Source organism: Mesorhizobium sp. B2-4-7 (assembly GCF_006442685.1).
Classification (GTDB): Bacteria; Pseudomonadota; Alphaproteobacteria; order Rhizobiales; family Rhizobiaceae; genus Mesorhizobium.
In genome coordinates this window covers 1,044,944-1,067,085 of the sequence record NZ_VFVH01000001.1, presented here as the reverse complement: position 1 = coordinate 1,067,085, position 22,142 = coordinate 1,044,944, and the positions used below count along the sequence as shown (strand labels likewise).

The 22,142-nt window shown below is 62.0% G+C and carries 22 protein-coding genes and 1 pseudogene; 12 read left to right on the top strand and 11 right to left on the bottom strand.

All coding sequences use genetic code 11. The annotated features are described in order from the left end of the window. Positions 1-22: 22 nt before the first annotated feature. The 6 genes from FJ946_RS05325 to FJ946_RS05300 all read left to right on the top strand — a co-directional run bounded on the left by FJ946_RS05325 (position 23) and on the right by FJ946_RS05300 (position 6,884). Entirely contained in the window at positions 23-1,615 is a 1,593-nt protein-coding gene (locus tag FJ946_RS05325) for an ABC transporter substrate-binding protein (RefSeq protein WP_140515182.1), read from the top strand. A gap of 111 nt (positions 1,616-1,726) precedes the next feature. After that, entirely contained in the window at positions 1,727-2,662 is a 936-nt protein-coding gene (locus FJ946_RS05320) for an ABC transporter permease (RefSeq protein ID WP_140497345.1), read from the top strand. Positions 2,663-2,665: 3 nt separating this feature from the next. Next, entirely contained in the window at positions 2,666-3,487 is an 822-nt protein-coding gene (locus FJ946_RS05315) for an ABC transporter permease (protein ID WP_140497347.1), read from the top strand. Further along, entirely contained in the window at positions 3,484-4,401 is a 918-nt protein-coding gene (locus tag FJ946_RS05310) for an ABC transporter ATP-binding protein (protein WP_140564436.1), read from the top strand. The genes FJ946_RS05315 and FJ946_RS05310 overlap by 4 nt, the downstream gene beginning before the upstream one ends. Further along, entirely contained in the window at positions 4,398-5,348 is a 951-nt protein-coding gene (locus FJ946_RS05305; RefSeq protein ID WP_140564435.1) for an ATP-binding cassette domain-containing protein, read from the top strand. The genes FJ946_RS05310 and FJ946_RS05305 overlap by 4 nt, the downstream gene beginning before the upstream one ends. Positions 5,349-5,357: 9 nt before the next feature. Beyond that, positions 5,358-6,884, top strand: coding sequence for a M81 family metallopeptidase (locus FJ946_RS05300; protein WP_140564434.1), 1,527 nt, complete (start codon positions 5,358-5,360; stop codon positions 6,882-6,884). Between the two features lie 222 nt (positions 6,885-7,106). On the opposite strand, the gene FJ946_RS05295 is transcribed toward FJ946_RS05300, so the two are convergent. From FJ946_RS05295 to FJ946_RS05285, 3 genes are all read right to left on the bottom strand, one after another. Then, complete coding sequence (locus FJ946_RS05295; protein WP_140564433.1) at positions 7,107-8,018, bottom strand: alpha/beta hydrolase; 912 nt, start codon at positions 8,016-8,018, stop codon at positions 7,107-7,109. 395 nt (positions 8,019-8,413) lie between these two features. Then, positions 8,414-9,154 carry an SDR family oxidoreductase gene (locus FJ946_RS05290; RefSeq protein WP_140564432.1) on the bottom strand — a complete coding sequence of 247 codons (741 nt, stop codon included), beginning with the start codon at positions 9,152-9,154 and terminating at the stop codon, positions 8,414-8,416. A gap of 33 nt (positions 9,155-9,187) precedes the next feature. Beyond that, on the bottom strand, positions 9,188-9,400 hold the full coding sequence (locus FJ946_RS05285) for a 4-oxalocrotonate tautomerase family protein (RefSeq protein WP_140497359.1): 213 nt from the start codon (positions 9,398-9,400) through the stop codon (positions 9,188-9,190). A gap of 125 nt (positions 9,401-9,525) precedes the next feature. Between FJ946_RS05285 and FJ946_RS05280 the strand changes: the two genes are divergently transcribed. Beyond that, positions 9,526-10,464, top strand: coding sequence for a LysR family transcriptional regulator (locus FJ946_RS05280; protein ID WP_140564431.1), 939 nt, complete (start codon positions 9,526-9,528; stop codon positions 10,462-10,464). 58 nt (positions 10,465-10,522) lie between these two features. Here the strand turns inward: FJ946_RS05280 and FJ946_RS05275 are convergent, their stop codons facing one another. From FJ946_RS05275 to coxB, 5 genes are all read right to left on the bottom strand, one after another. Further along, the gene (locus tag FJ946_RS05275; RefSeq protein WP_140555689.1) at positions 10,523-11,893 is read right to left on the bottom strand and encodes a cytochrome c; all 1,371 of its coding nucleotides are present in this window, start codon (positions 11,891-11,893) and stop codon (positions 10,523-10,525) included. Between the two features lie 107 nt (positions 11,894-12,000). Further along, positions 12,001-12,342 carry a hypothetical protein gene (locus FJ946_RS05270; protein ID WP_140497365.1) on the bottom strand — a complete coding sequence of 114 codons (342 nt, stop codon included), beginning with the start codon at positions 12,340-12,342 and terminating at the stop codon, positions 12,001-12,003. 1 nt (position 12,343) lies between these two features. Beyond that, positions 12,344-12,946, bottom strand: a complete 603-nt coding sequence (locus tag FJ946_RS05265; protein WP_140497367.1) for a cytochrome c oxidase subunit 3 — start codon at positions 12,944-12,946, stop codon at positions 12,344-12,346. Further along, complete coding sequence (gene ctaD / locus FJ946_RS05260; protein WP_140564430.1) at positions 12,943-14,886, bottom strand: cytochrome c oxidase subunit I; 1,944 nt, start codon at positions 14,884-14,886, stop codon at positions 12,943-12,945. Before ctaD ends, FJ946_RS05265 begins: the two co-directional genes overlap by 4 nt. Next, positions 14,883-15,872, bottom strand: a complete 990-nt coding sequence (coxB, locus tag FJ946_RS05255) for a cytochrome c oxidase subunit II (protein WP_246673052.1) — start codon at positions 15,870-15,872, stop codon at positions 14,883-14,885. Before coxB ends, ctaD begins: the two co-directional genes overlap by 4 nt. 270 nt (positions 15,873-16,142) lie before the next feature. Here coxB and FJ946_RS05250 point away from each other — a divergent pair, with 270 nt between their 5' ends. The 4 genes from FJ946_RS05250 to FJ946_RS05235 all read left to right on the top strand — a co-directional run bounded on the left by FJ946_RS05250 (position 16,143) and on the right by FJ946_RS05235 (position 18,815). Next, positions 16,143-16,538 carry a hypothetical protein gene (locus FJ946_RS05250; protein WP_140564429.1) on the top strand — a complete coding sequence of 132 codons (396 nt, stop codon included), beginning with the start codon at positions 16,143-16,145 and terminating at the stop codon, positions 16,536-16,538. 165 nt (positions 16,539-16,703) lie between these two features. Then, positions 16,704-16,907, top strand: coding sequence for a hypothetical protein (locus FJ946_RS30690; RefSeq protein WP_181167659.1), 204 nt, complete (start codon positions 16,704-16,706; stop codon positions 16,905-16,907). A 37-nt stretch (positions 16,908-16,944) separates the two neighbouring features. Then, positions 16,945-18,240 (top strand): Nramp family divalent metal transporter, encoded by a 1,296-nt coding sequence (locus FJ946_RS05240; protein ID WP_140564428.1) that lies wholly within the window; start codon positions 16,945-16,947, stop codon positions 18,238-18,240. 86 nt (positions 18,241-18,326) lie between these two features. Beyond that, entirely contained in the window at positions 18,327-18,815 is a 489-nt protein-coding gene (locus FJ946_RS05235; protein WP_140497376.1) for a hypothetical protein, read from the top strand. A gap of 73 nt (positions 18,816-18,888) precedes the next feature. Here the strand turns inward: FJ946_RS05235 and FJ946_RS31055 are convergent, their stop codons facing one another. Then, on the bottom strand, positions 18,889-19,440 hold the full coding sequence (locus FJ946_RS31055) for a hypothetical protein (protein WP_246673056.1): 552 nt from the start codon (positions 19,438-19,440) through the stop codon (positions 18,889-18,891). Between the two features lie 72 nt (positions 19,441-19,512). Next, positions 19,513-20,957 (bottom strand): annotated as a pseudogene (locus tag FJ946_RS05230) (catalase); the annotation flags it as partial. A gap of 335 nt (positions 20,958-21,292) precedes the next feature. Between FJ946_RS05230 and FJ946_RS05225 the strand changes: the two are divergent. Next, entirely contained in the window at positions 21,293-21,856 is a 564-nt protein-coding gene (locus tag FJ946_RS05225) for a sigma-70 family RNA polymerase sigma factor (RefSeq protein WP_140498076.1), read from the top strand. Here the strand turns inward: FJ946_RS05225 and FJ946_RS05220 are convergent, their stop codons facing one another. Continuing rightward, positions 21,857-22,009 (bottom strand): hypothetical protein, encoded by a 153-nt coding sequence (locus FJ946_RS05220; protein WP_181165412.1) that lies wholly within the window; start codon positions 22,007-22,009, stop codon positions 21,857-21,859. Positions 22,010-22,142: the final 133 nt, after the last annotated feature.

The following is a 22,142-nucleotide window of genomic DNA, read 5'->3' as shown; positions in this document are numbered from 1 at the left end:
AACCACAGGGAGGAATTGAGGGATGTTGAACAGACTTGGCTTGATCGCGGCGCTTGCGCTTGGAACGGCGACCGCCGCGCTGGCGCAGGACGCCACACCGAAGGATGGGGGGAAATTGGTGTTCACCGCGCCCTATGGCAACTCCATCACATCGCTGGACATCACGGCGACACCGCATACGCAAGACGAGATCGTGGCCAAAGCGATCAACCGCTCCCTCTACAAATGGAACCCGGAAAGCGGCAAGCCTGAGCTCGACCTCGCCGAAACGGTAGAGAAGTCGGCGGATGGCAAGACCTATACCTACAAGCTCCGGGAAGCGACCTTTCACAATGGCGACAAGCTCGACGCCGATGACGTGATCTGGTCCTACAATCGTCTGGCCGATCCCAAGAAGGCCCTGCCGGGCGCCGAGCAGATGTTGCAGATCGCCGGCGTCGCCGAATTTCAGGCAGGCAAGGCCGATCATATTTCCGGGTTGAAGAAGATCGACGACAGGACCATCGAAATCACCTTCATCAACCTGGCCGATCCGGGCTGGAACCTGATGTCCAACTATGCGCCGATCTACTCCAAGGACTATCCGGAGGATCAGCTCGCCTCCAAGCCGAACGGCCTTGGCCCGTTCAAGCTCGCCAATTACGTCGCGGGCTCGAAGGTCGAACTGGAGAAGTTCGACGGCTATTATGAGAAGGGCAAGCCGCATCTCGACAAGCTCGACATCATGCTGATGGGCGAAGCTTCGGCTCGCGACGTCGCCTTCCGCAACGCGGAGATCGATACCAACGTTCTCGGCCCTGTGCAGTATGAGGCCTACAGCCAGGATCCGGCGCTGAAGGATCACATCCTTGAGGTGGCCGAAGTCTACACCCGCAATATCGGCTTCAATCCGAAGGTCGAGGCATTCAAGGACAAGCGCGTCCGGCAGGCGATCAATTATGCGATCAACAAGGACCTGATTGTCGAGAAGCTCTTGAAGAACAAGGCTTATCCCGCGGTCTCCTGGCTGCCGATTTCATCGCCGGCCTTCGACAAGGACGCCAAGCCCTATGCCTATGATCCGGAAAAGGCCAAGGAACTGCTGAAGGAGGCAGGGTTCGAGACCGGTCTGAAGTTCTCGGTCACCGCGACCTCGAACGAAAGCTGGGGCCTGCCGATCGTCGAGGCGATCATCCCGATGCTGGCCAAGGTGGGCGTCACCGTGACGACCGACCCGGTGGAAAGCTCGGTCCTGTCCGACAAGATCCTGTCCGACAATTTTGATGCCTTTATCTGGTCGAACTCGTCGGGCCCGGATCCGCTGAAATATCTGAACTGCTTCTATTCGAAGACATCGCAAACCGCCTGCAACTACGTCAAGTTCAACAATGCCGACTTCGACAAGCTGATCGAGCAGGCAGGCAACGAAACCGATCCGGCCAAACAGAACGATCTTCTGAGGCAAGCCAACAACCTGCTGCAGGACGAGGCTCCGGTCTGGTTCTTCAATTACAACAAGGCCGTCATGGCCTACCAGCCATGGGTCCACGGGCTGAAGCCGAACGGCGCGGAACTGGCTATCCAGGATTACGAGGACATCTGGATCGACGACAGCGCACCCGCATCACGCAAGTAGCGCGATGGCATGGCTGGCGGGCGGGACCGGTTTGTACGGCCCCGCCCACCGCATGGCGCCCACTCCTCGCCCGCCGCATGGCGCCCAGTTGTTGAAAGGCAGGATTCGCGGATGTCGCGCTTCATCTTTCGTCGCACGCTGCAGATGATCCCGACCCTGCTGGCGGTCGTGCTGATCATTTTCGTGATATTCAGCGTCGTCCCCGGCAGCTTCATATCGAGCCTGATGTCGGAGGGGCGCAACGCCACGAATGCCGATGTGATGGCGCATCTGAACGAGCAGTTCGGGCTGGACAAGCCTCTGCCGGTCCGCCTGTGGGACTATCTGTGGGGGCTGGCGCATTTCGACCTTGGAATTTCCTACCGCACCCGCGAACCGGTGTGGAACGTGATCGAGCCGCGGCTCTGGCCTTCGATCAAACTGGCGCTGGCGGCGATGGGCTTTGCCGCGGCAGTCGGTATTCCTCTGGGATTTCTGGCCGCGCTGAAGCCCGGCAGCGTGTTGGACACCGGCACGATGATGCTGGCGGTTTCCGGCCTGTCGGTTCCCGAATTCTGGCTAGGTTTGCTGCTAATGTACGTCTTTGCGCTGCAGCTCGGTCTGCTGCCGAGCTTCGGCTACCAGCCCGGCGGCATCCGCTACATCATATTGCCTGCCATCGCGCTCGGCGTATCGCCGATGGCGCTCCTGGCGCGAACCACCCGCGCTGGCGTTCTGGACGTGATGAACGCGGATTTCGTGCGAACGGCGCGAGCCAAAGGGTTGACCGAACCGCGTCTGGTGCGCAGTCACGTCACCCGCAACGTGCTGGTGTTGATCTTGACCACGCTTGGCCTTCAGATCGGTTCGCTCATGGGGCAGGCGATCGTGATCGAGAAACTGTTTTCCTGGCCAGGGATCGGGTCGCTTCTGGTCGACAGCGTGTCGGCACGCGACATTCCCGTGGTTCAGGGTACGGTCATCGTGATCGTGTTGTGGTTCCTTGTCATCAACATGCTGGTCGATATCGCCTATGCCATGATCGACCCGCGCATCAAGGTGGCCTGATCCATGCGGTTGCGTTTCAATTTCGCCCTTGGCCTGGCGCTGGCGTTGCTCGTGGTCGCCGCAGCCGTCAGCGCCGGCTGGATTGCCCCGTACAACCCGATATTCGACGCCGACCTGATGAATTCTGAAATGCCGCCGAGCTGGGACCATCTTTTGGGCACGGACGGGCAGGGTCGCGACGTCTTTTCCCGTATCCTCTACGGCGCCAGGGTGTCGCTGACCGTCGGCCTCGTTTCGCAGTTGATCAACTCGTGCATCGGTATGGCGCTTGGGGTTTCGGCCGGTTATTTCGGAGGCTGGTGGGACGACCTGGTGAACGGGCTGACCAACGTCATGCTGGCGATCCCATCCCTGGTCTTCGCGCTCGCCATCATGGCGGTGTTGGGACCCGGCTTGCCAAGCCTCCTGATCGCATTGGGCCTGACCAACTGGTCCTGGACCTGCCGCATCGCCCGCAGCTCCACCTTGTCGCTCAAGAATCAGGGCTTCGTGCAGGCCGCCAGGGCGGCCGGCTTCAGCGACGCCAATATCATGCGCACGCAGATACTGCCGAATATCGTCGGTCCGGTGCTGGTCATCGCGACGCTTGGCATCGGCGGCGCGGTTCTGGCGGAAGCTGCACTGTCTTTCCTCGGCGTCGGCATCCGGCCGCCGCAGCCGAGCTGGGGCAACATGCTGACCGATGCGCGCGAACTGATCCGCACCGCCCCCTGGGCCTCGCTGTTCCCCGGCCTCGCAATCTTCGCCACGGTCCTTGGCTTCAATCTGCTCGGTGACGGGCTGCGCGACATGCTGGATCCGCATATGAGGATCAGGCAGGCATGAGCGGCGTTCTTCCCGATCCTGTTCTGTCCATCCGCGACTTGCGCATCGGCGTCGGCAAGCGGAACGAAATCCTTCACGGCGTGTCTTTCGATATCCTGCCTGGGGAAACTTACGGACTTGTCGGCGAATCTGGTTCGGGCAAAAGCATCACCGGCCTTTCGGTGATGGGGTTGCTTAAGCGCCCGCTGGAGGTGACCGGCGGCTCGATCTTCTTCCGGAGCCAGGACGTGTTGAAGCTTGGCAGCCGCGCCAGGCGCCGTCTGCGCGGCGACCGTATGGCGATGGTGTTTCAAGAGCCCATGACGGCGCTCAATCCACTGATGGCGATTGGCCGTCAGATCGCGGAAATGTTCGTCGTTCACAGGGGCTTCGGGTGGTCGGATGCGGGCAGGAAAGCCGTCGAGGCGCTGGAAAGCGTTCGTGTGCCGGCGCCCGAGGAACGCGCCCTGTCCTACCCCCATCAACTGTCGGGAGGGATGCGCCAGCGCGTCATGGTCGCCATTGCACTAGCCTGCCGTCCCGACCTGCTGATTGCGGACGAGCCGACCACCGCACTTGATGTGACGGTCCAGGCAGGCGTCCTGGAATTGCTTGCCGAGCTTTGCACGGCTGAAGGAACGGCCGTGCTGCTGGTCAGTCACGATTTGGGCGTGATCGCCAATATGTGCCGGCGCGTCGGGGTCATGGACCGGGGGCGGCTCGTCGAGGAGCAGGACACCAAGGCTCTGTTCGAAAATCCGCTGCATCCCTATACCCGAGGCCTGCTCGCGGCACGCCCTCGCCTGGGGTCGCGAACGCTGGTTGGACGCGCACGCCTGACCGAACTGGACCAGGTCGTGGGCAGCGAGGAGCGTGGACGCGACGCACCGACGCTGACCACGCCGCGCGGCCTTGGTCTGGAGGCGACCGCATGAACCAGCCTCTTCTGGAAATCCGCGACCTCAACGTCCATTTCCCGCTGCCGCGTCGCTCACTGTTGGGGCCAAAGCGGACGCTTCGTGCCGTTCAGAGCGTGAACCTGACCCTGAACGAAGGAGAGTGCCTGTCCATCGTCGGTGAATCCGGCTGCGGAAAATCCACCACCGCGCTGACCGTGATGGGCCTGCAGGAGCCGACTTCGGGAAAGATACTGTTCCAGGGCAAGCCGTTGGCAGGCCCTGGCGCTCCCGCCCGCAAGGAGCGCGCGCGCATCGCTCAGATGGTGTTTCAGGACCCGTATGCGTCGCTGAATCCGCGCCAGACCATCGGTCGCATGCTGTTCTCGCAGCTTTCCCTGCATGGAATCGCCAGGGGAAGCGAGGCCAGCCACCGCGTCGCCGAGATGCTGACCCGCGTCGGCCTGACGCCCGATCACGCCGACCGTTATCCGCATGAATTCTCCGGCGGGCAGCGCCAGCGGATCGGCATCGCGCGGGCGTTGATGCTCGATCCGAAGATCCTGGTGCTGGACGAGCCGGTGTCGGCGTTGGACGTGTCCATCCAGGCGCAGATCATCAACCTGCTGATGGACCTGCAGGAAACGCTGGGCTTGAGCTACATCATGATCTCCCACGATCTGAGCGTGGTCGAGCATGTCAGCGACCGGGTTGCCGTGATGTATTTCGGCCGCGTGGTGGAAGAGGGTGACTGGCATTCGATTTTCAGCCGCCCGACGCATCCCTACACGCGTCGCCTGATCGGTTCGGTTCCCGATCCCGACGCGATCCTGACCGGGGCACGCGCCCTGCCGGATGCTGCCTTCGTCCCAGGCGCCGCCCGCTTTTCGCCCGACATTTCGCGCCGTCCGGACCCCGACGAAGAACCCGAGCCAAGCGAGCTTGTCGAGATCGGCCGCGGTCATCGCGTGCGTCTCGCGCAATAGGAATTGCCCATGACCTTCAATGTCCTTACCTGCGAATTCATGCACGAGAGCAATACGTTCTCGCGCTTCCGTACCGACTTGCCGCAGTTTCAGGTGGACACGCTTCTCCTTGGCGACGACGCGATCCGCGCCCGGCGCAACGCCAACACCGAACTTGCCGGATTCATGGATGTGGCGGAACCGGCGGGCTGGAACGTGATCCACGCGATTTCGGCACATGCCGTGCCCGGGGGGCGGGTGACGAAAGCCGCCTATGACCACATCGCCGGTATTATCCTGGAGGCAGCGCGTTCGAACAAGGGCCGCCTCGACGGAGTGCTGCTTGGACTTCATGGCTCGATGGTGCCTGAGTTTTGCCCGGACGGGGAAGGGTATCTGCTAGGCCTTCTGCGGGCCGAACTTGGAACGGATATTCCTGTTGCGGTAACGCTCGATCTTCATGCGATGGTGTCCGAAGATATGGTTCGGGACGCGCAGATCCTTGTCTCCTACAAGACCTATCCGCATGTGGACATGCGCGAAATCGGCGCGCATGCCGCCCGTATCCTGGATCGCGCAATGAGGGGTGAAATCGCGCCCCGGACCGTTAGGGCGCATGTGCCGATGCTGGACGAAGCGAATTCAGGCCGCACCGACATTCCCGAGACGCTGGCCCTTTATGACCGCGCCCGCGAGGCCGAGGCCGAGGGCTTGCTCGCGGTTTCCGTCAATGCAGCCTTCACGGGCGCCGACGTGTCCTGCGTCGGCCCCACCGTGCTCGCAACCTATGACAGCCGTGATCCCGGCGCCAAGCCAGCCGCCATGCATGTGACAGAGGAACTTGCGGACAGGATCTGGGAGGGCCGGACCAAGAAGCGCAATGTTTTCATCGAGGTCGACGAGGCTGCTGCCGAGGCGCATGCCTGGCGCGGCGACAAGCCACTTGTTATCGCCGATTACGCCGACAATCCCGGCGCCGGCTCCTACGGCGACTCGACCGCGCTGCTGAAGGGCCTGCTCGATGCGGGAGTAAAGGGTGCGGTACTCGCGCCGATGATCGATCCTCAAGCGGCAAATGAATTGCACGGTCACCGGCAAGGCGAAACCGTGACGGTGACGATTGGCGGCAAGGGCGACGCCAACTTCGGCGGCGGCCCGCTGACGGTGACGGGTGTGCTGACTAGGCTTTCGGACGGCGCCTATGTCGGCGACGGACCGATTCAGGGCGGGCTCACCCATAGTTTCGGCCCCACCGCCGTAATCGACGTCGACGGGATCGAAGTCCTGGTCGTTTCAGAAGCGCAGCAGATGGTCGACCTTCAGCAATTGCGGGCTTTCGGGATAGAACCGACGGCTCGCCGCGTGTTGGTCCTGAAGTCGATGCAGCATTTCCGGGCGGCATTCGAGCCGATAGCGGGCAAGATCATCGTCTGCGATGCGGGCGCGCTGGCAACGCCGCGGGCAGAGCGGCGCCCCTATATCCACGCGCCGCGCCCGCTCTGGCCGCTCGACAAGGATTTCGAGCGCTTCGTTCGTCCCTTGGTCGACACACTCTAAATTACCAAAGCGGGCCAGTGCAGACGGCCCCTTCCTGGATGCGAATGCCGACAGCGAGCGCACTCTTCGCAGGCCCTGCATGTCGACCGGATTTGACCTCGCCATCCTCCTCCTCAGCGCGCCCTCGATACCGTCCAGTACGATGCCGCGCACACGCGTGGCGACGCGGTGCTATCGATCACCGACCGTCAAGACATCGCCACGTTTGCGATACGCTTCAGCTCATCTATTCGCTCCGACCTGCGGGCCTGCCCGGGCCGTTCTTCGAGGCTCGGAAAACGGCGGCGTCCGCGCTGCATCGTGACGCGCGTCGTCCCGGTGCCAGAAGTCGAGAACGGCTGCGGTGATAGCCTCTGGCGCGTCCTCCTGCACAAGATGCTTCGCATCCGGTACGACAACGAGTGGAGCGTTTGGGATGCGCCGTGCGAGTTCTTCACCATCTTTCAGCGGGATGAATTCATCCTCGGCGCCCCAAAGAATGGTCACGGGGCAGCGGATTTCGTCGTAACGACCCTCGATCTCCTCGCTGTATTTGTCGTCCATCTGCGCCACCTGGCGCCAGAACGCCCCCTTACCCTCCTCGGTAAGCCAGGGCTGGAGATAAAGCCGCATCTCTTCTTCGCGCAATCCGTACTTCACAGCGGCACCGATATACGCGCGCAAGACAGCTTCATGGATGTAAGCCGGTAGACCGGCAAAAACGTCTTGGTGCGTCTTGGCCGCCTGCACCAGCGCGGATCCCTGGGGGCTGATTGCGACAGGATCGATCAGCATGAGGCTGCTGTAGTCGATGCCGTCCATGAGATGGGCGCGCAGCGCGGCAGACCCGCCAAAGTCATGCGCGACGACGTCCGGGCGCTCTATACCCCAGTGCTTTACCAGCGCCGCGAAAAGTCCATTCTGAAGACCATGCAGGACGTCGGCGTCCGGCTTGTCGGACTGCCCGAAACCCAGCAAATCATAAAAGAAAACCCGACGGTGCCGCGCGAGCCACGGTGCAATTCGCCGCCACACCAGCGAGGAAAATGGCGAGCCGTGCAGGAGGATCGCAGCCTGTCCCTCGCCGAGCGTGCCCCAGGCGATCGCATGACCGCGGTAGATGAAGCGTTCAGGCAGAGTCCAGTTCGCAATCATCTCGTCCTCCGTATCCAGAGACTTGTCGAGGAATCCGACAGGAAGCGGGTCGGACCGAAACTCTCAGCCATGGTGCGATGGTGCGAATTCCGGTCCTGGACAATCTCTCGGCGACAGAAACCCAGGTGGTAGCGTCGTCAGGCCAGCCGTGCAGCAGCAAAGCCGCTGTGTCATGCTTCGCGCCTTCCTCCAGAAAGGCGATGTCGAGCATTTGTGGCCGCGGTTGACGGCATGATGAAGCGCGCGTGGGTCTGCATCCCTGCCCAACGAGGACGGCGCGATCGGGTTCCTTGGCATGCGACCATCAGGCCGCTCTTGTCGACCTCCGTCCGAGGCAGCCCGTTCACGGAAAGCCTTCCCCTATCCGAGCCGGACTTGCTTCATGATCCTGTTCCTCAGATGACCCCGCCATTCGCTCGGACGATCTGGCCGTTGATCCAGCCGCTGTCCGGTCCAACCAGCAGGGAGACGACGCGCGCGATGTCGTCGACCTCGCCCAGACGGCCGAGCGGGTTCATATGTTTGATGCGATCGAGCGTCGCCTGATCCTTGCCTTCGAGAAAAAGCTCGGTGGCCACCGGCCCCGGCGCAACCGCGTTGACCGTGATGGCGCGGGATCCCAACTCCTTCGCCAGGATGTGGGTGAGCGCTTCGACGGCGGCCTTGGTGGCCGCATAAACGCCATAGGTCGGCTGGTAGAGTCCGACGACGCTGGTCGAGAAGTTCACGATACGGCCGCCGTCGCGCAGGCGCCTCGCCGCCTCGCGAAGGCCGTTGAACGTGCCCTTGAGATTGATCGCGATGGTCTGATCGAAGGTCGCATCATCAAATTGAGCGACCGGCGCGAGCTTCATGATGCCGGCATTGTTCACCAGCACGTCGACGCCGCCATGGGCCGCTTCGGCGGAATCGAACATCCGTCTCACGGCTTGGGGGTCGCTGACATCGGCCTGGAAGGAGGTGGCCCGACCGCCGGCCTTTTCGATCTCGTCCACCAGCTTGGCGGCCGCTTTGGCGCTGCCTGCATAGTTGACGACGACCGTGAGGCCGTCGCTCGCCAGCCGGCGGGCGATGGCCGCTCCAATGCCACGAGACGCTCCCGTGACGATCGCAACTTTGTTCGTTGAGGTGGTCATTGTCGTTGTTCCTTTGCCGTGTTGTTGCCGATATCAATCCTTCGCTCGATATTCCTGCGGGATCACGAAGACCTCGTCGGCGCGGGCGTAACCGCCGTCCTTGACCTCCTCGATCAGGACCATGGTATGCGGCCGAGCGGCCTCGGAGAAATATTCCACGAGCATCGCCGTGGCCCGATGGACGATCTCTTCTTTCTGGGCCCGGTTCAGCGCCGCCTCGGGGACCTTGAAATTGACGAAGGGCATGATCTTCACTCCTGTCGATCTGATGACTTGAATGGTGTGAAGGTAGCCGTTTTTAAAACCGGCACTAGAAGGCCGATTTCAACATCACCATTTCAAAAACCATAACAATCAACTACGAGATGGTCATGGATCGCATCGAAGTCATGCGGCTCTTCGTCAGGATCGTCGAGCGTGGGAGCTTTGCTCAGGCCGCGCGGGACCTGCAGGTTCCGCGGCCCACCGCCACCCATGCGATCCAGCGCCTGGAAGCGGATCTCGGCGTTCGGCTCCTCGAACGGACAACCCGAAATGTGAGGCCGACGCTCGATGGCGCACTCTACCATGAACGCTGCATCCGGCTCCTTGCGGACCTGGATGAGGTGGAGAGCGTCTTCAGGAATGCTGAACCCAAGGGTCCGCTTCGTGTGGATATGCAGGGGACCATCGCGCGGTTTTTCGTCATGCCCGCCTTGCCCGAGTTCATCACGCGCTATCCCGGCATCTCGCTCAGCCTCAGCGAAGGCGACCGGATGGTCGACCTCATCACTGAAGGCGTCGATTGCGTCGTGCGAGCCGGCGAGCTGTCCGACTCGTCTCTGATCGGTCGCCGAATAACCGCATTCGAGCAACTCACCCTGGCGAGCCCAGCCTATCTTGAACGTCACGGCGTCCCTTCGACACCGGATGATCTCGGCGGCCATCACATGGTTGCCTATACCGCCTCCGCGACAGGGCAGCCGTACCCGCTGGAATTCGAGATGGACGGCGCGGCAAGGGAGGTTCCACTACCCTACGATATCGTCGTCCGGGGCGCCGAAATCTACACGGCCTCCGGCGTCGCCGGGCTCGGGTTGATACAGGTCCCGCGTTATCGCGTAGAGCATCAGATCGCCACCGGGCAATTGGTTCCGATACTGGAAGCCTTCCCACCACCGCCGATACCCGTATCCGTGCTCTATCCCCAGAGCCGCCATCTGTCTTCGCGGATCAGGGTGTTCATTGATTGGCTGGCGGAGGTTTTTCGGGCCCCTCGCGGCGTTGCCGGGAGTTCCTCTCAGAAGGGCTCGGTCGAGATATCAAGCTGAGGCAGTTCATCGTTGCACGGAAAGGCGGAACAGGTCCGCCACGCTTCGGCACACCGTCTCATGGCCTGCCCCTTGACACGAATGTGAGATGCCTCTGGTGCCTTCTCAGGCGAAGGCGTCTGGCGAGCAGAAGCGCCAGACCAAGCACAAATACGATGCCGCCCCCCACCAGCCCCTGGGCCGCCAGAACCAGCACCGTCTGCTCTGTCGTCGAGCCTGCCCGCATCTGGCGCACATCGGCTGCCGTGACGCTGACTTGCGGGTTTCCGAAGCGCGCTGTCACATAGTTTGCAAGGGCCGCCACCTGGCCGTCGTCCAGCCAGCCGTCAAAGGCCGCCATCGATTTGCGGCCCGCGACGCCGCCTGCCTTGACGCCTTCAAGGATGGTCATGACGACATTCTCAGGCGAGGTTACGCCGAGAGTGCTGTTGTTGGTCAGTGATGGATAGGTGCCATCCGCCGATCCGCCTCCATTCAGGCCATGACATCCCGAGCAGAGCGACCGGTAGAGATCGTCGCCCACCGCGACCCCGCTGCCCTCCACGCTGGTCTTCGTCCCGGCATCGCGGGCGGCTGCGGGCGGATTGGTCCACGCGAAGCGCGGCCGCTTCTCGTCTCCCGATTGGGCGGGCACGGTCCTGAGATAGGCGACGATGGCATGAATGTCGTCGTCCGAAAGATATTGCAGACTGTTCATGACCGTTTCCGCCATCGGACCGCCCGCATATGCCTTTCCAGGCATGGCGCCGGTCTTGAGAAACCGAAACAGCTCCTCATCGCTCCAGCCGCCTATGCCCGCGATCTTGTCGCTGCTGATGTTGAACGCCTGCCAGATACCGGCGCTGCCGCCGGCAAGCTTGCGATCTTCATCCATGCCGAACGTCGTATTCCTTGGAGTGTGGCAGGCGCCGCAGTGGCCAAGCACCTCCACCAGGTAGGCGCCCCTGTTCCATGCGCCGGTTCGGCTTGGATTTGGTCCGAAGCCGCCGGCGTGGAGGTTGGCAAGTTTCCACAACCAGAGCGTCCAGCGCTGGTTAAATGGAAAGGGCAGTATGTTTGGCGGCGGCGGCTGAGAAATCGGCGCGGTCGTGAGCAGGTAGGCTCGGATCGCGAGCACATCCTCGCGGTTCATCCCGACGAAGCTGTCATATGGCATGGCGGGATAGAGATCGGCCCCGTCGCGTCTGACGCCTTTCTGCACGGCTCGCACGAATTCGTCGGCGGAATAGCGCCCGATGCCTGTGTCGAGGTCCGGTGTGATGTTGGTGGAATAGACATCGCCGAACGGCGTCGGCACCCGATAGCCTCCGGCGAAAGGCCGGCTCGGATTGGACGTGTGGCAGCCGACGCAATCGGCGGCTCGGGCAAGATATTCGCCTTTCTGGATCTCGTTCGCCCGCAGCGGCGTGCCAGGCGCCAGCGACGCCATGACGGCCGCGACTACACGTAGGAGAACGGCGAGGAACGGAACGCTCGCAGCAGGCCACCGCAAACGCTGCCCATGGCGGATGACCGCTCGTCGGCTCCGCTGCACAGTCACAGTTCGCATCCGCTGAAGATCAATCCGGCCGCCATTTGCGCCAGCATGACGAGCGTGAACAGGGCCCCGATGCCTACCGAAGTCCTGGCCAGAAACGCGCGCGTGCGCGCCTTCAGGGGCGGGCTCGTGCCGTGCCCTGGATCATGAACGGCGCGCCATGACGACAGGACGCCCAGCGCCGCGACGGCGGCGCCTGTCAGCGAGAACAGAACAGTGGGCCGAAACCCGGCGTCGCATTGCCAATATGCGATTGAATAGTCGAGCTGCAGCGATATCGCCCACGCCGTTGGTCCGGTGGCCATGCCTGCCCAGGAAACGCCCGTGCGGATCGCCTGCATGTTACATCCTCGGAACCCAGTAAATTACGAGATAGAGCACGACCCATGAGACGACCACGAAGTCCCAGTAGAAGGCATTGTCCGACACGTCGCTGAAGTGGCGTCCGGTGTTGCCTTTCTTGGTGAACATGAGAACCGCGAGCACGATCGTGTCCCCGACATCGGTGAGGAGGTGTGTCGTGTGCAGGCCGAGCAGGAGCCAGACGATCGACCCGTAGGCGTTCTGGTCCCAGGAGATCCGGAGCGCGGGAAATTCCCAGATGCGCACGATCAGGGGAAGAATTCCGGCGATCGACATGACGACGATGCCGATGCGCACCTTCACAAGGTCCTGCCGCCGCGCCCAAAGATCGATCAGACGGTTGGGGACGGCGCTGGCAAGCAGAATGATCAATATTGCCGTGCCCGGCAGGAGATCGGGTGCCGGCGCTCCGATCGGCCAATGCCGCGCCTGCACAGCCAGGTAGAAATAGGTACCGATCGCCAGGGCAAAACCGGTTGCTTCAAGGGCGATGAAGGCCACCGTTCCCCACCAGATCGGGCTTGCCGATCCAAAATCATAGGTGGGCAGGTGGCTGACGTCGACGGTTGGCCGGTGTCTCATTCTTCGTCCTCCGGCTCGCCTTTCGGCCAGAACCAGCAGATAAAGCCGATCGAGACCGGTATCGCGCCCCAGACCACCGCCCATGGCGTGTATATTGAGCCCAGAAACGCGCCACCCACGGCGATGGCCGAGAGCAGCGGCCAGATCGAATTGTCGGCCGATGGCACGCGCAGTTGCGGCACCGCATCGGCGACCGTGCCGGCAAGCACTTCGCGCGCATCGACGCGCAGGCCCTCGACCACCGGGAGTATGTCGGGTTCGGCCCAGAGCGGCTCGCGATGGGTCACCACTGGCAGGCGCGAAAAATCGTAGGAAGCCGGCGGTGACGTCGTTGCCCATTCCAGTGTGCTCGCCCCCCAGGGATTGTCTCCCGCGAGGCGACCGTTGCGAAGGCTGAGCAGCATGTTCAGGACGAGAAGCGCGAAGCCGGCGAACACCACCAGCGACGAGATGCTGATGAACAGGTTCGTGCCGCCCCAGCCGCTCGCCGGCGGATAGGTGTAGACGCGCCGCGGCATGCCTTGCAAGCCAAGGATGTGCATCGGGAAGAAGGTGAGATTGAAGCCGATGAAGACAAGCCAGAAATTCCAGCGGCCGAGCCTCTCGGACAGCATGCGGCCGGTGATCTTGGGAAACCAGTAGTAGACGGCGCCGAGCAGGGGGAAGACGGCGCCTCCGACCAGCACATAGTGGAAATGCGCGACGACGAAATAGGTATCGTGCACCTGCAGGTCGAGCGGCACCGAGGCGACCATGACCCCGGTCAGCCCGCCGATCACGAAGGTGAAGATGAAGCCGAGCACGAAAAGCAGCGGCGTGGCAAAAATCGGCCGGCCGCCCCAGATCGTCGCGATCCAGCAGAAGATCTGGATGCCGCTCGGAATGGCGATCATCATCGAGGAGGCGGTGAAGAAGCTTTCGCCGAGCTGCGGCAGGCCCGTGGCGAACATATGGTGCACCCATAGTCCAAAGGATAGGAAGCCGATCGCAACCAGCGACAGCACGATCCCGAGATAGCCAAAGACCGGACGGCGCACGAAGCTCGGCAGGATAGCCGAGACGAAGCCGGTCGCGGGAATGAAGATGATATAGACCTCCGGGTGGCCGAAGAACCAGAACAGGTGCTGCCAGAGCAGTGCGTCGCCCCCCGCCGCCGGGTCGAAGAACCTGGTGCCGACCAGCCGGTCGAGGATCAGCATGGTGCTCGACACCATCACCGCGGGCATGGCGAACAATATGATGAAAGCCATGACGAGGACTGACCAGACATAGAGCGGGATGCGATCGAGCGACATGCCAGGGGCGCGCTGCTTGAACACAGTCGCGATGATCTCGACGGCGACCGCGAGTGCGGACACTTCGGTGTAGGTCACCATCTGCGCCCAGAAATCGGGGCGCTTGCCGATCCCATATTCAGGTCCGGCGAGCGGCACGTAGGAAAACCAGCCGGCATCCGCGCCGGTGTCGAAAGCGAAGGCGATCCAGATCATCAACCCACCGGAGAGATAGACCCAGTAGCTGAAGGCGTTGAGCCGCGGGAAGGCGACGTTTCGGGTGCCGATCATCAGCGGCACCAGGTAGATGGCGAACGCTTCCATGACCGGTACGGCGAACAGGAACATCATCGTCGTGCCATGCATGGTGAAGAGCTGGTTGTAGAGATCGGGGCCGATATGGCGTGCCTCCGGCGTGGCAAGCTGGAACCGCATGGCAAGTGCCGACAGGCCTGCAAGGGCGAGGAACAGGAAGGCCGTCACCATATAGCGCCGGGCGATCAGCTTGTGGTCGACCGTGACCAGCCAACCATAGAGGCCGTTCGGCGTCCGCCAGGCATGCGCCAGATAGTCGTGCAGTCTTGCCTCGTCGAGCCCGGTGTCGCGGATGCCTTTCAGGGCCGCTTCCTGTTTTCGCCTAGCCGTCTTCCCGGCAACGCCACTCATTCAAGACTTCCAAGATAGGCGACGACCGCACGAAGATCGTCGGCGCTGAGAGCAATGCGCGGCATCTTCGCGCCGGGTTTTATGGATTGCGGATCGGCGATCCACGCGGCGAGCGCGCCGGGTGTCATGGCCAGCGTGTCGGCGGCCAATGCACGCCGGTTTGCGAGATGGGTAAGGTCGGGCCCGACCGCTCCCTTGGCCGGCGTCCCCCTTATCGTGTGGCAGAGCGCGCAACCGGTGGAAAGAAAAGCCCGCTGGCCGCGGCGTTCCTCCTCGCTGGCAGGCGCGATGGCGGCGGCGTCTTGTCTGGACCGCCATGCCTCGAACGCTTCGCGGCTTTCCGCGATGACGGTGACGGCCATGTGAGCATGCTGGTAGCCGCAGAACTCGGCGCACTGGCCGCGATAGATACCAGGCCTGTCGGCAATGAGGGTGATCTCGCTCGGCCGGCCCGGAATGAGGTCCCTTTTACCGGCGAGACTTGGCACCCAGAAGCTGTGAATGACATCGGTCGAATCGAGTTCCACCTTTACCCGTTCGCCGACGGGAAGATGGATCTCGTTCGCCGTGACAATCATGCGCGACCGATCATCGTTGTGATAGCGTATTTCCCACCACCATTGATGCCCTGTGATGCGGATGGTGAGCGTCTCCTTTCCGCCCAGCGAGGCAATGGATTTGCCGGCGAAGAAGCTCGTTATCGTCAGCGCGGCGAGAACCAGCACGGTCGCCGCGACGGCGCTTCCGACCGCGCGGCTATACCTGTGCTCCTGATGGCTGTCGATGACCAGCGGCGGGGGGCCTGCTTGTGCCCAGCGCTGATGGAAGAGCGCCATTGCCAGGGCCAGCATGACGAGCAGCCAGGTGATGGTCGCCACCGCGCCAAAAGACCAGATGAGATCGAGAATCGCACGGGCATTCGCACCATGTGCGTGGAGTGCGGATTGCCAGCCGCTGCACCCGCTCAGGACCGGTGCCGAGACCACTGTAGACGCGAGGCCGAGCCATTTCAGGACGCCTGGAAGACGGCTGCCGGACGTGCTTCGAGCTGGACGTGCAAAGGCGGACGCAATGGGCCATTGCCGCCGTTGCCGCAGGCGGATGGACGGGCCCGTGCATCTTGCCATGTGAAATCCCCATGGATGCCAAGGCGATAACGCGAATCGCTGTAAAAGGATGCTTGGCAACGATGGCCGGCTTTTCTCCGCCATGCGATTGGCGCCGGGCCGATGCTTGCGCGCCGGGAGCGCAACCAAATGGCGGATATGTCCGTTTCTCCAGGCAAAGGCGCGGGACGCGCATCGGACGGTTCCACGCCGCGAAAGCTTAAGGAACTAGCCATGAGCAACACAGACAAAACGGCCGGCGGAAATCGAAGCGTCGCAGGCAAGGACGATCGCAGCCAGGACGCGACGCGCAACGACCGCCGAGGCAGGGAAGAGACGCGGCAGGAACAGGCTGCGGACAGCCATCCGGAAGAGGATCCGGCGGAGGGCTCTCGCCAAACGGTCGAGCACGAGTTGGACAGGCTTGATCGGTCGGGGCGCAGCGCCTCGCAATCCGCGCGCGAGGGCCAGGTGGAACGCGCGCGTGAGGAACTGCGGAAGCAGGTCAGCGAAGAGACGCAATTACCGGGACGAGGTTCCGCCTGACAGCGGCTGTGGATCGCCCCGCGGTTGGCTTTTTGTTTCGATTCTTCGGTGTCAGACGGCACGCAGGTCGTGTCGGGCCTGCCGCTTTCCGCTTTCCCGGATCCAGAGGGTCGCCATGAGCAGCGCCGCCCCGCCATAGATCAGGCCGGCTAGGGGAAGGTGCGGGTGAAGAGCCTCACCGCACTCTTTTCGACCGTCGGCCCCAGGCATATCCATGTCGATCTTCAAGGCGATGCGGCTCCAGCCGCATCAACGGCCAAGGCGGGCGCTGCGTTTCATTGGCGGTTGGCTTCCACAGGAACAAAAAGCTTGACCGGAGGTTCGAACCTCAATCTCGGCATCGGCACTTGGTCGGAACAATCGACATGATTTTTTCCCGTGTGGCCTCGTTGGACACGCATCTCCCATGAGTGGAGCAGCTGACGATGCCGGCCGAAGCGAGGGAGAGCGAAAAGACGGCGGCATCACACGCGCTCTCGGGCTCGGACTGATCACTGGGGCGGCTGACGACGATTGCTCGGCCATTGGCACCTATGCGAGTGCCGGAGCCCGGTTCGGGCCCGGCCTTTTGTGGACGGCTCCTGTCACTCTCCCGATGATGTACATCGTCGTCTATCTCTCGTCCAAACTTGGCCAGGTGTCGGGCCGTGGTCTTTTCAAGGTCATTTCCGATTTCTATCCGCGTTGGCTGCTGTGGTCCGTGCTGGTGGGCGTGCTGATCGGCAACACGATCGAGGCAGCCGCCGACCTTGGCGCGATGTCGGCGGCTGTCGTGCTGTTCGTTCCGCTGCCTTCAAACTCGGTCGTCATCGGTGTCGCGATGATTATTCTTGCCTTGCAGATGTTCGGATCCTACAAGCTAATCCGCAACATATTCCGGTGGTTGGCACTGGCCCTGCTCGCCTATGTGGTCTCCGCTGTGCTCGCCAAGCCGGATGTGGTCTCGGTGCTGCGCGGCACCCTGCTGCCGAAAATCGAGTTCAGCCGCGAATATCTGTCCATCATCGTCGCCATCATCGGCACGACGCTGTCCGCCTATCTCTACACCTGGCAGTCCAACCAGGAGGTGGAGGAGGAGATCGCCAAGGGCAGAACGAGCCTCGAAGAGCGCAAGGGAGCCACCGAGGGTGAACTCCGCCGGTCCCGGCGCGATATCCTGATCGGCATGATCTTTTCCAACCTGATCATGTATTTCATCATCCTTTCGACCGGATCGACGCTGTACGAGGCGGGGCATACCCAGATCGAAACGGCAGCGCAGGCGGCCGAAGCGCTGCGGCCGCTTGCGGGCGACGCGGCCGGAATTCTCTTTGCGGCCGGGGTGATCGGCGTCGGCTTCCTGGCGGTGCCGGTCATGACTGCCGGCGCCGCTTTCGATTTCGCGCAGGCCATGGGGTGGAAGAATGGCTTGAACGCCAAGCCCCGGCATGCGCCCAAATTCTACATCGCGACGGGAGTGATCACCCTGGTGGCGGTGGGTCTCAATTTCTTTGGCTTCAACCCGATGAAAGCCTTGGTCTGGTCCGGCATCGTGCAGGGTTTTTCGACGCCACCTCTGCTGCTTCTCATGCTCATCATGACCAACAATCGCAAGATCATGGGCGACAAGGTCAACAGCAGGGCCACCAACATTCTGGGTGGCGTGACGACCATAGCGGTCTTTGCGGCGTCCGCGGGACTGGTGGCGACCTGGTTCATGTAGTTCGCCGGCGCGGAAAGGACGTTCAGGCGCAGTGGAACATCCACGGTCAACTCTCGTTGAAATGCGTGTGAGAGAAAGGGCTGTCCATGTCAAAGCTCCAAGCCGCCACTCAAGAGCATCTAGAGCAACTGAGACTCGAGGCTTCGGCTCGTTTCGCCCCGATGATGCTGCATGAGGCATTGTTGCGTCTTTCCCGGGCCTGCGGGGGTGATAGCCTTGCCCGGTTCGAGAAAGCCATGGTCGATCAGATCGAGGCGACCAAGGACGATCGAGCCGATTTCGAGGCAATCAAGGAATTCGCGATCGAACAGCTTTATGCCTGGATCAGGAACGCGAACGAATCGCCGGATAAGAAGCAACCGCTGGAAAAGATAGAGGACCGCAGAACCCCCGGCCGCTCGGAAGAGCCGCAAACGCTGGAGGATCAGCTGCAGGCCGGTCTGGAAGATTCCTTTCCCGCAAGCGACCCGCCAGCGGTGGTGTCCACCTCCATTCCAGGCGGAGCCAAGAAGCTGGTCGGAACCGACGAAGTGCTGAGAAAACAGCGGGAGGCCAAGGAGCAAGACCGCCCCTAGGTAGCCCGCACCGACTGGAATCCCGCTGGCCGAACCGCCGCTCACGGACGGGAATCCGTGCCGGTCGATAGCGTCACAGCTTGACGGCCGCTTCCCGGGCCCACAGCCGCAGCTTGCGGCAAGCCTGCACGAATGTGTTGGCGGAGGCTGCGGAGTCCAGCCGCATCAATCCCTCATCGGCATCGGCTGCGACGCCTGCCTTGGCCAGGAGAGGCGCGGCTCCCGGTGTGAAGCCGATGAATTTGCAATGCGCAAAGGCATCCGACACGAAGTCCTTCGCGGCTGCCTCCTTGACCAGCAACTCGGCGCCCGGCTCGGACAGGAGCAGGACCACGGCGTCGAACAGGACCGACGGACCGCCGTCGATCATGTGTCTGGCTTCGATGTGGGTGCCGTCTGCGGCCTCGACGCCGCCCACCTTGGGCGCTATCACCTCCATGACCGCGCCTTCCGTTTCGATGGCCGAGCGAAGTTGTTCGAAAAGGGCCGTGTCGGCCCCGTCGCTCAGCAACACGCCGACCTTGCGGCCTTTGAAACTATCGGGACCGTTCTCGATGATACTGAGAGCCGGAGACGGCGGCAGGTCGTCGCGCGGCGGGATGGCGGTCTCGGCGGGGTCGGGCATGTTCCGAATGCCAAGCTTGTCGGCGACTTGAGTCGCCAGCGTTTCGTCTATGTTCAGCAGATGCGCCACCATGCGTTCGCGGATCGCCGGTGCCTGCACCTTGCTCAATTCGAATGTCAGCGCCATGGCGATATGGCGTTGCTCCGGCGCTGTCTGGCTGTTGAAGAATTGCCGCGCCTGGCTGTAGTGGTCGGCGAAGCTCTCCGCCCGCAGACGCACCTTCTGCCCCTCTTCGGCGTCGGCGAAAGAGCGGAAGCCGCGTTGCGGATCCTCGCGGGGACCCGAGCCCCACGAATTCGGCTCATAGTTGGCGCGGCCGACCGGGTTGTGCATGGCCATGTGCCCGTCCTGCTGAAAATGTGCGAAGGGGCATTTCGGAGCGTTGATCGGAATATGGGTGAAGTTCGGGCTGCCCAGCCGCTTCAACTGGGTGTCGAGATAGGAGAAGTTGCGGCCCTGCAGAAGCGGGTCGTTGGAGAAGTCGATCCCGGGCGGCACGTTCTGGGTCATGAATGCAACCTGCTCGGTCTCGGCGAAGAAATTCTCCGGCATGCGGTCGAGCACCAGCCGCCCGACCGGGATTGGCTCGATGATCTCTTCAGGGATGATCTTCGTGGCGTCCAAGATGTCGAAGTCGAAGCTGTCGGCAAAATCCTGGTCGAACAATTGCACCGTCAGCTCCCATTCCGGGAAGTTTCCTGACTGGATCGCTTCCCACAGGTCGCGGCGGTGGAAGTCGGGATCGGCGCATTGATCTTGACCGCTTCGTTCCAGATCACCGACTGCATGCCGAGTTTCGGCTTCCAGATGAATTTGACGAATGTGGATTCGTCGTTGGCATTGACGAGGCGGAACGTGTGGACGCCAAAGCCTTGCATGAAACGGAAGGAGCGCGGTATCGCTCGATCCGACATGATCCACATGACCATGTGCATCGATTCCGGCATCAGGCTGATGAAATCCCAGAAATTGTCATGTGCGGTCTGGGCCTGCGGGAAAGCCCGGTCTGGCTCCTGCTTGGCAGCATGGATGAGGTCCGGAAATTTGATGGCGTCCTGGATGAAGAACACGGGAATATTGTTGCCGACGAGGTCCCAATTGCCTTCTTTGGTATAGAGCTTGACGGCAAAGCCGCGCACGTCTCGGGCGAGGTCGAACGAGCCCTTGTTGCCGGCAACCGTCGAGAACCGCACGAAGGCAGGCGTCTTTTCGCCGGCGCGCTGGAAAATGTCGGCACGCGTGTATTTGGCCAGCGATTCATAAGTCTCGAAATAGCCATGAGCGCCGTAACCACGGGCATGCACCACCCTTTCCGGGATGCGTTCGTGATCGAAGTGGAAGATCTTGTCGCGAAAGTGGGAGTCCTCGATCAGAGACGGTCCGCGCTCGCCAATCCGTAATGTGTTCTGGTCGTCGGAGACAGGCGTTCCCAGGGCAGTCGTGAGAACAGGCGTGTCGGCTTCCGCGATCTGGTGCAATTCGCCGCGATTTCCGCGCGCGGCATTCTGATCGTGCATACGCGCCGATTTGGGAGCTGAACGGTGTGCGGATTTGGCCATGATTTTTTCCTCGATTGACGCCCGTGGGCTGACTTGGCTCAAGGCGCCGAACTGCCGGTGCATGGCTTTGTTCCCGCACAACGGCGCGTCGCGCCTATCCTAAGCCAGCGCGAACACGCTGGTGGACGGCGCGCAAGGGGGGCGCGGCCGCAGCAGGATCGTTCGGCCGCATCAGAATTTTCTGGAGAGTTGTCTTCAACGTCCGGAACGATACAAACGTCCATGCATTTAGCTGGGGTCTGCATTCATACTTCTTTCTGGGAGCTGGACCATTGTCAGGCGAAGGCTATCTTTTGGCCGACCAGGAAACCCATGAAGTTTCCATCGTTGACCTGATACCCGCGCTACGGGCTTTCGCGCGCACCTTCTGCCGTATCCCCGACGATGCCGACGATCTGGTGCAGGAGACGTTGACGAAGGGCCTTGCCAACATCGACAAGTTCGAACCCGGCACGCGCATGAAGTCGTGGCTCTTCACCATCATGCGCAACACCTACTACACCCGGGTCAAGGTCGCGGCCAGGGAAGCGCCTGGCCTGCTCGACTGCGCGTCCTCGAGGCCGATTTCGGAAGCCACACAGGAATGGACCGTTCAGAGCAAGGAAGTTCACGGCGCCATCCAGAGGCTCCCTGAACACCAGCGCGAGGTGTTGATGCTGATCGGCGTCTTAGGTGTCAGCTATGAGGAGACGGCCGAGATATGTGGCTGTGCGGTGGGAACGGTCAAAAGCCGGCTCAACCGTGCCCGCGCCGCCGTTCTTGAGTTCCTGGGGGAGAGTTCGCTGCAGACGCTGATGGAAAGACGAAATCATCTGTCGGACGGGCAGATCGATATTGATGCCGACAGCCGAAGATAGTCAGTTCTTTATGTCGCGCCGGCGTTTCGCAAGGAGCGCGTTTTGCAGTTCGATCGCCAGTCTGGTCAAGCGATCAGGAACCTTTTCCTGCTCGATCGCGATCAGCAGAGAGGCAATCTCCTGATCCATCGCCATTCCTGCGCGCGGGTCCATTCTATCATCGCTCGAACGAGACATCGTATTCCCTGGCTGGATGGATGGCAGTCCGTCATCCTATTGTGATGACAAGCAACCGCCATTACAAGGAGATGCCCGGTGCCGAAACCGTTGCCGGCAGCCCTTGCAC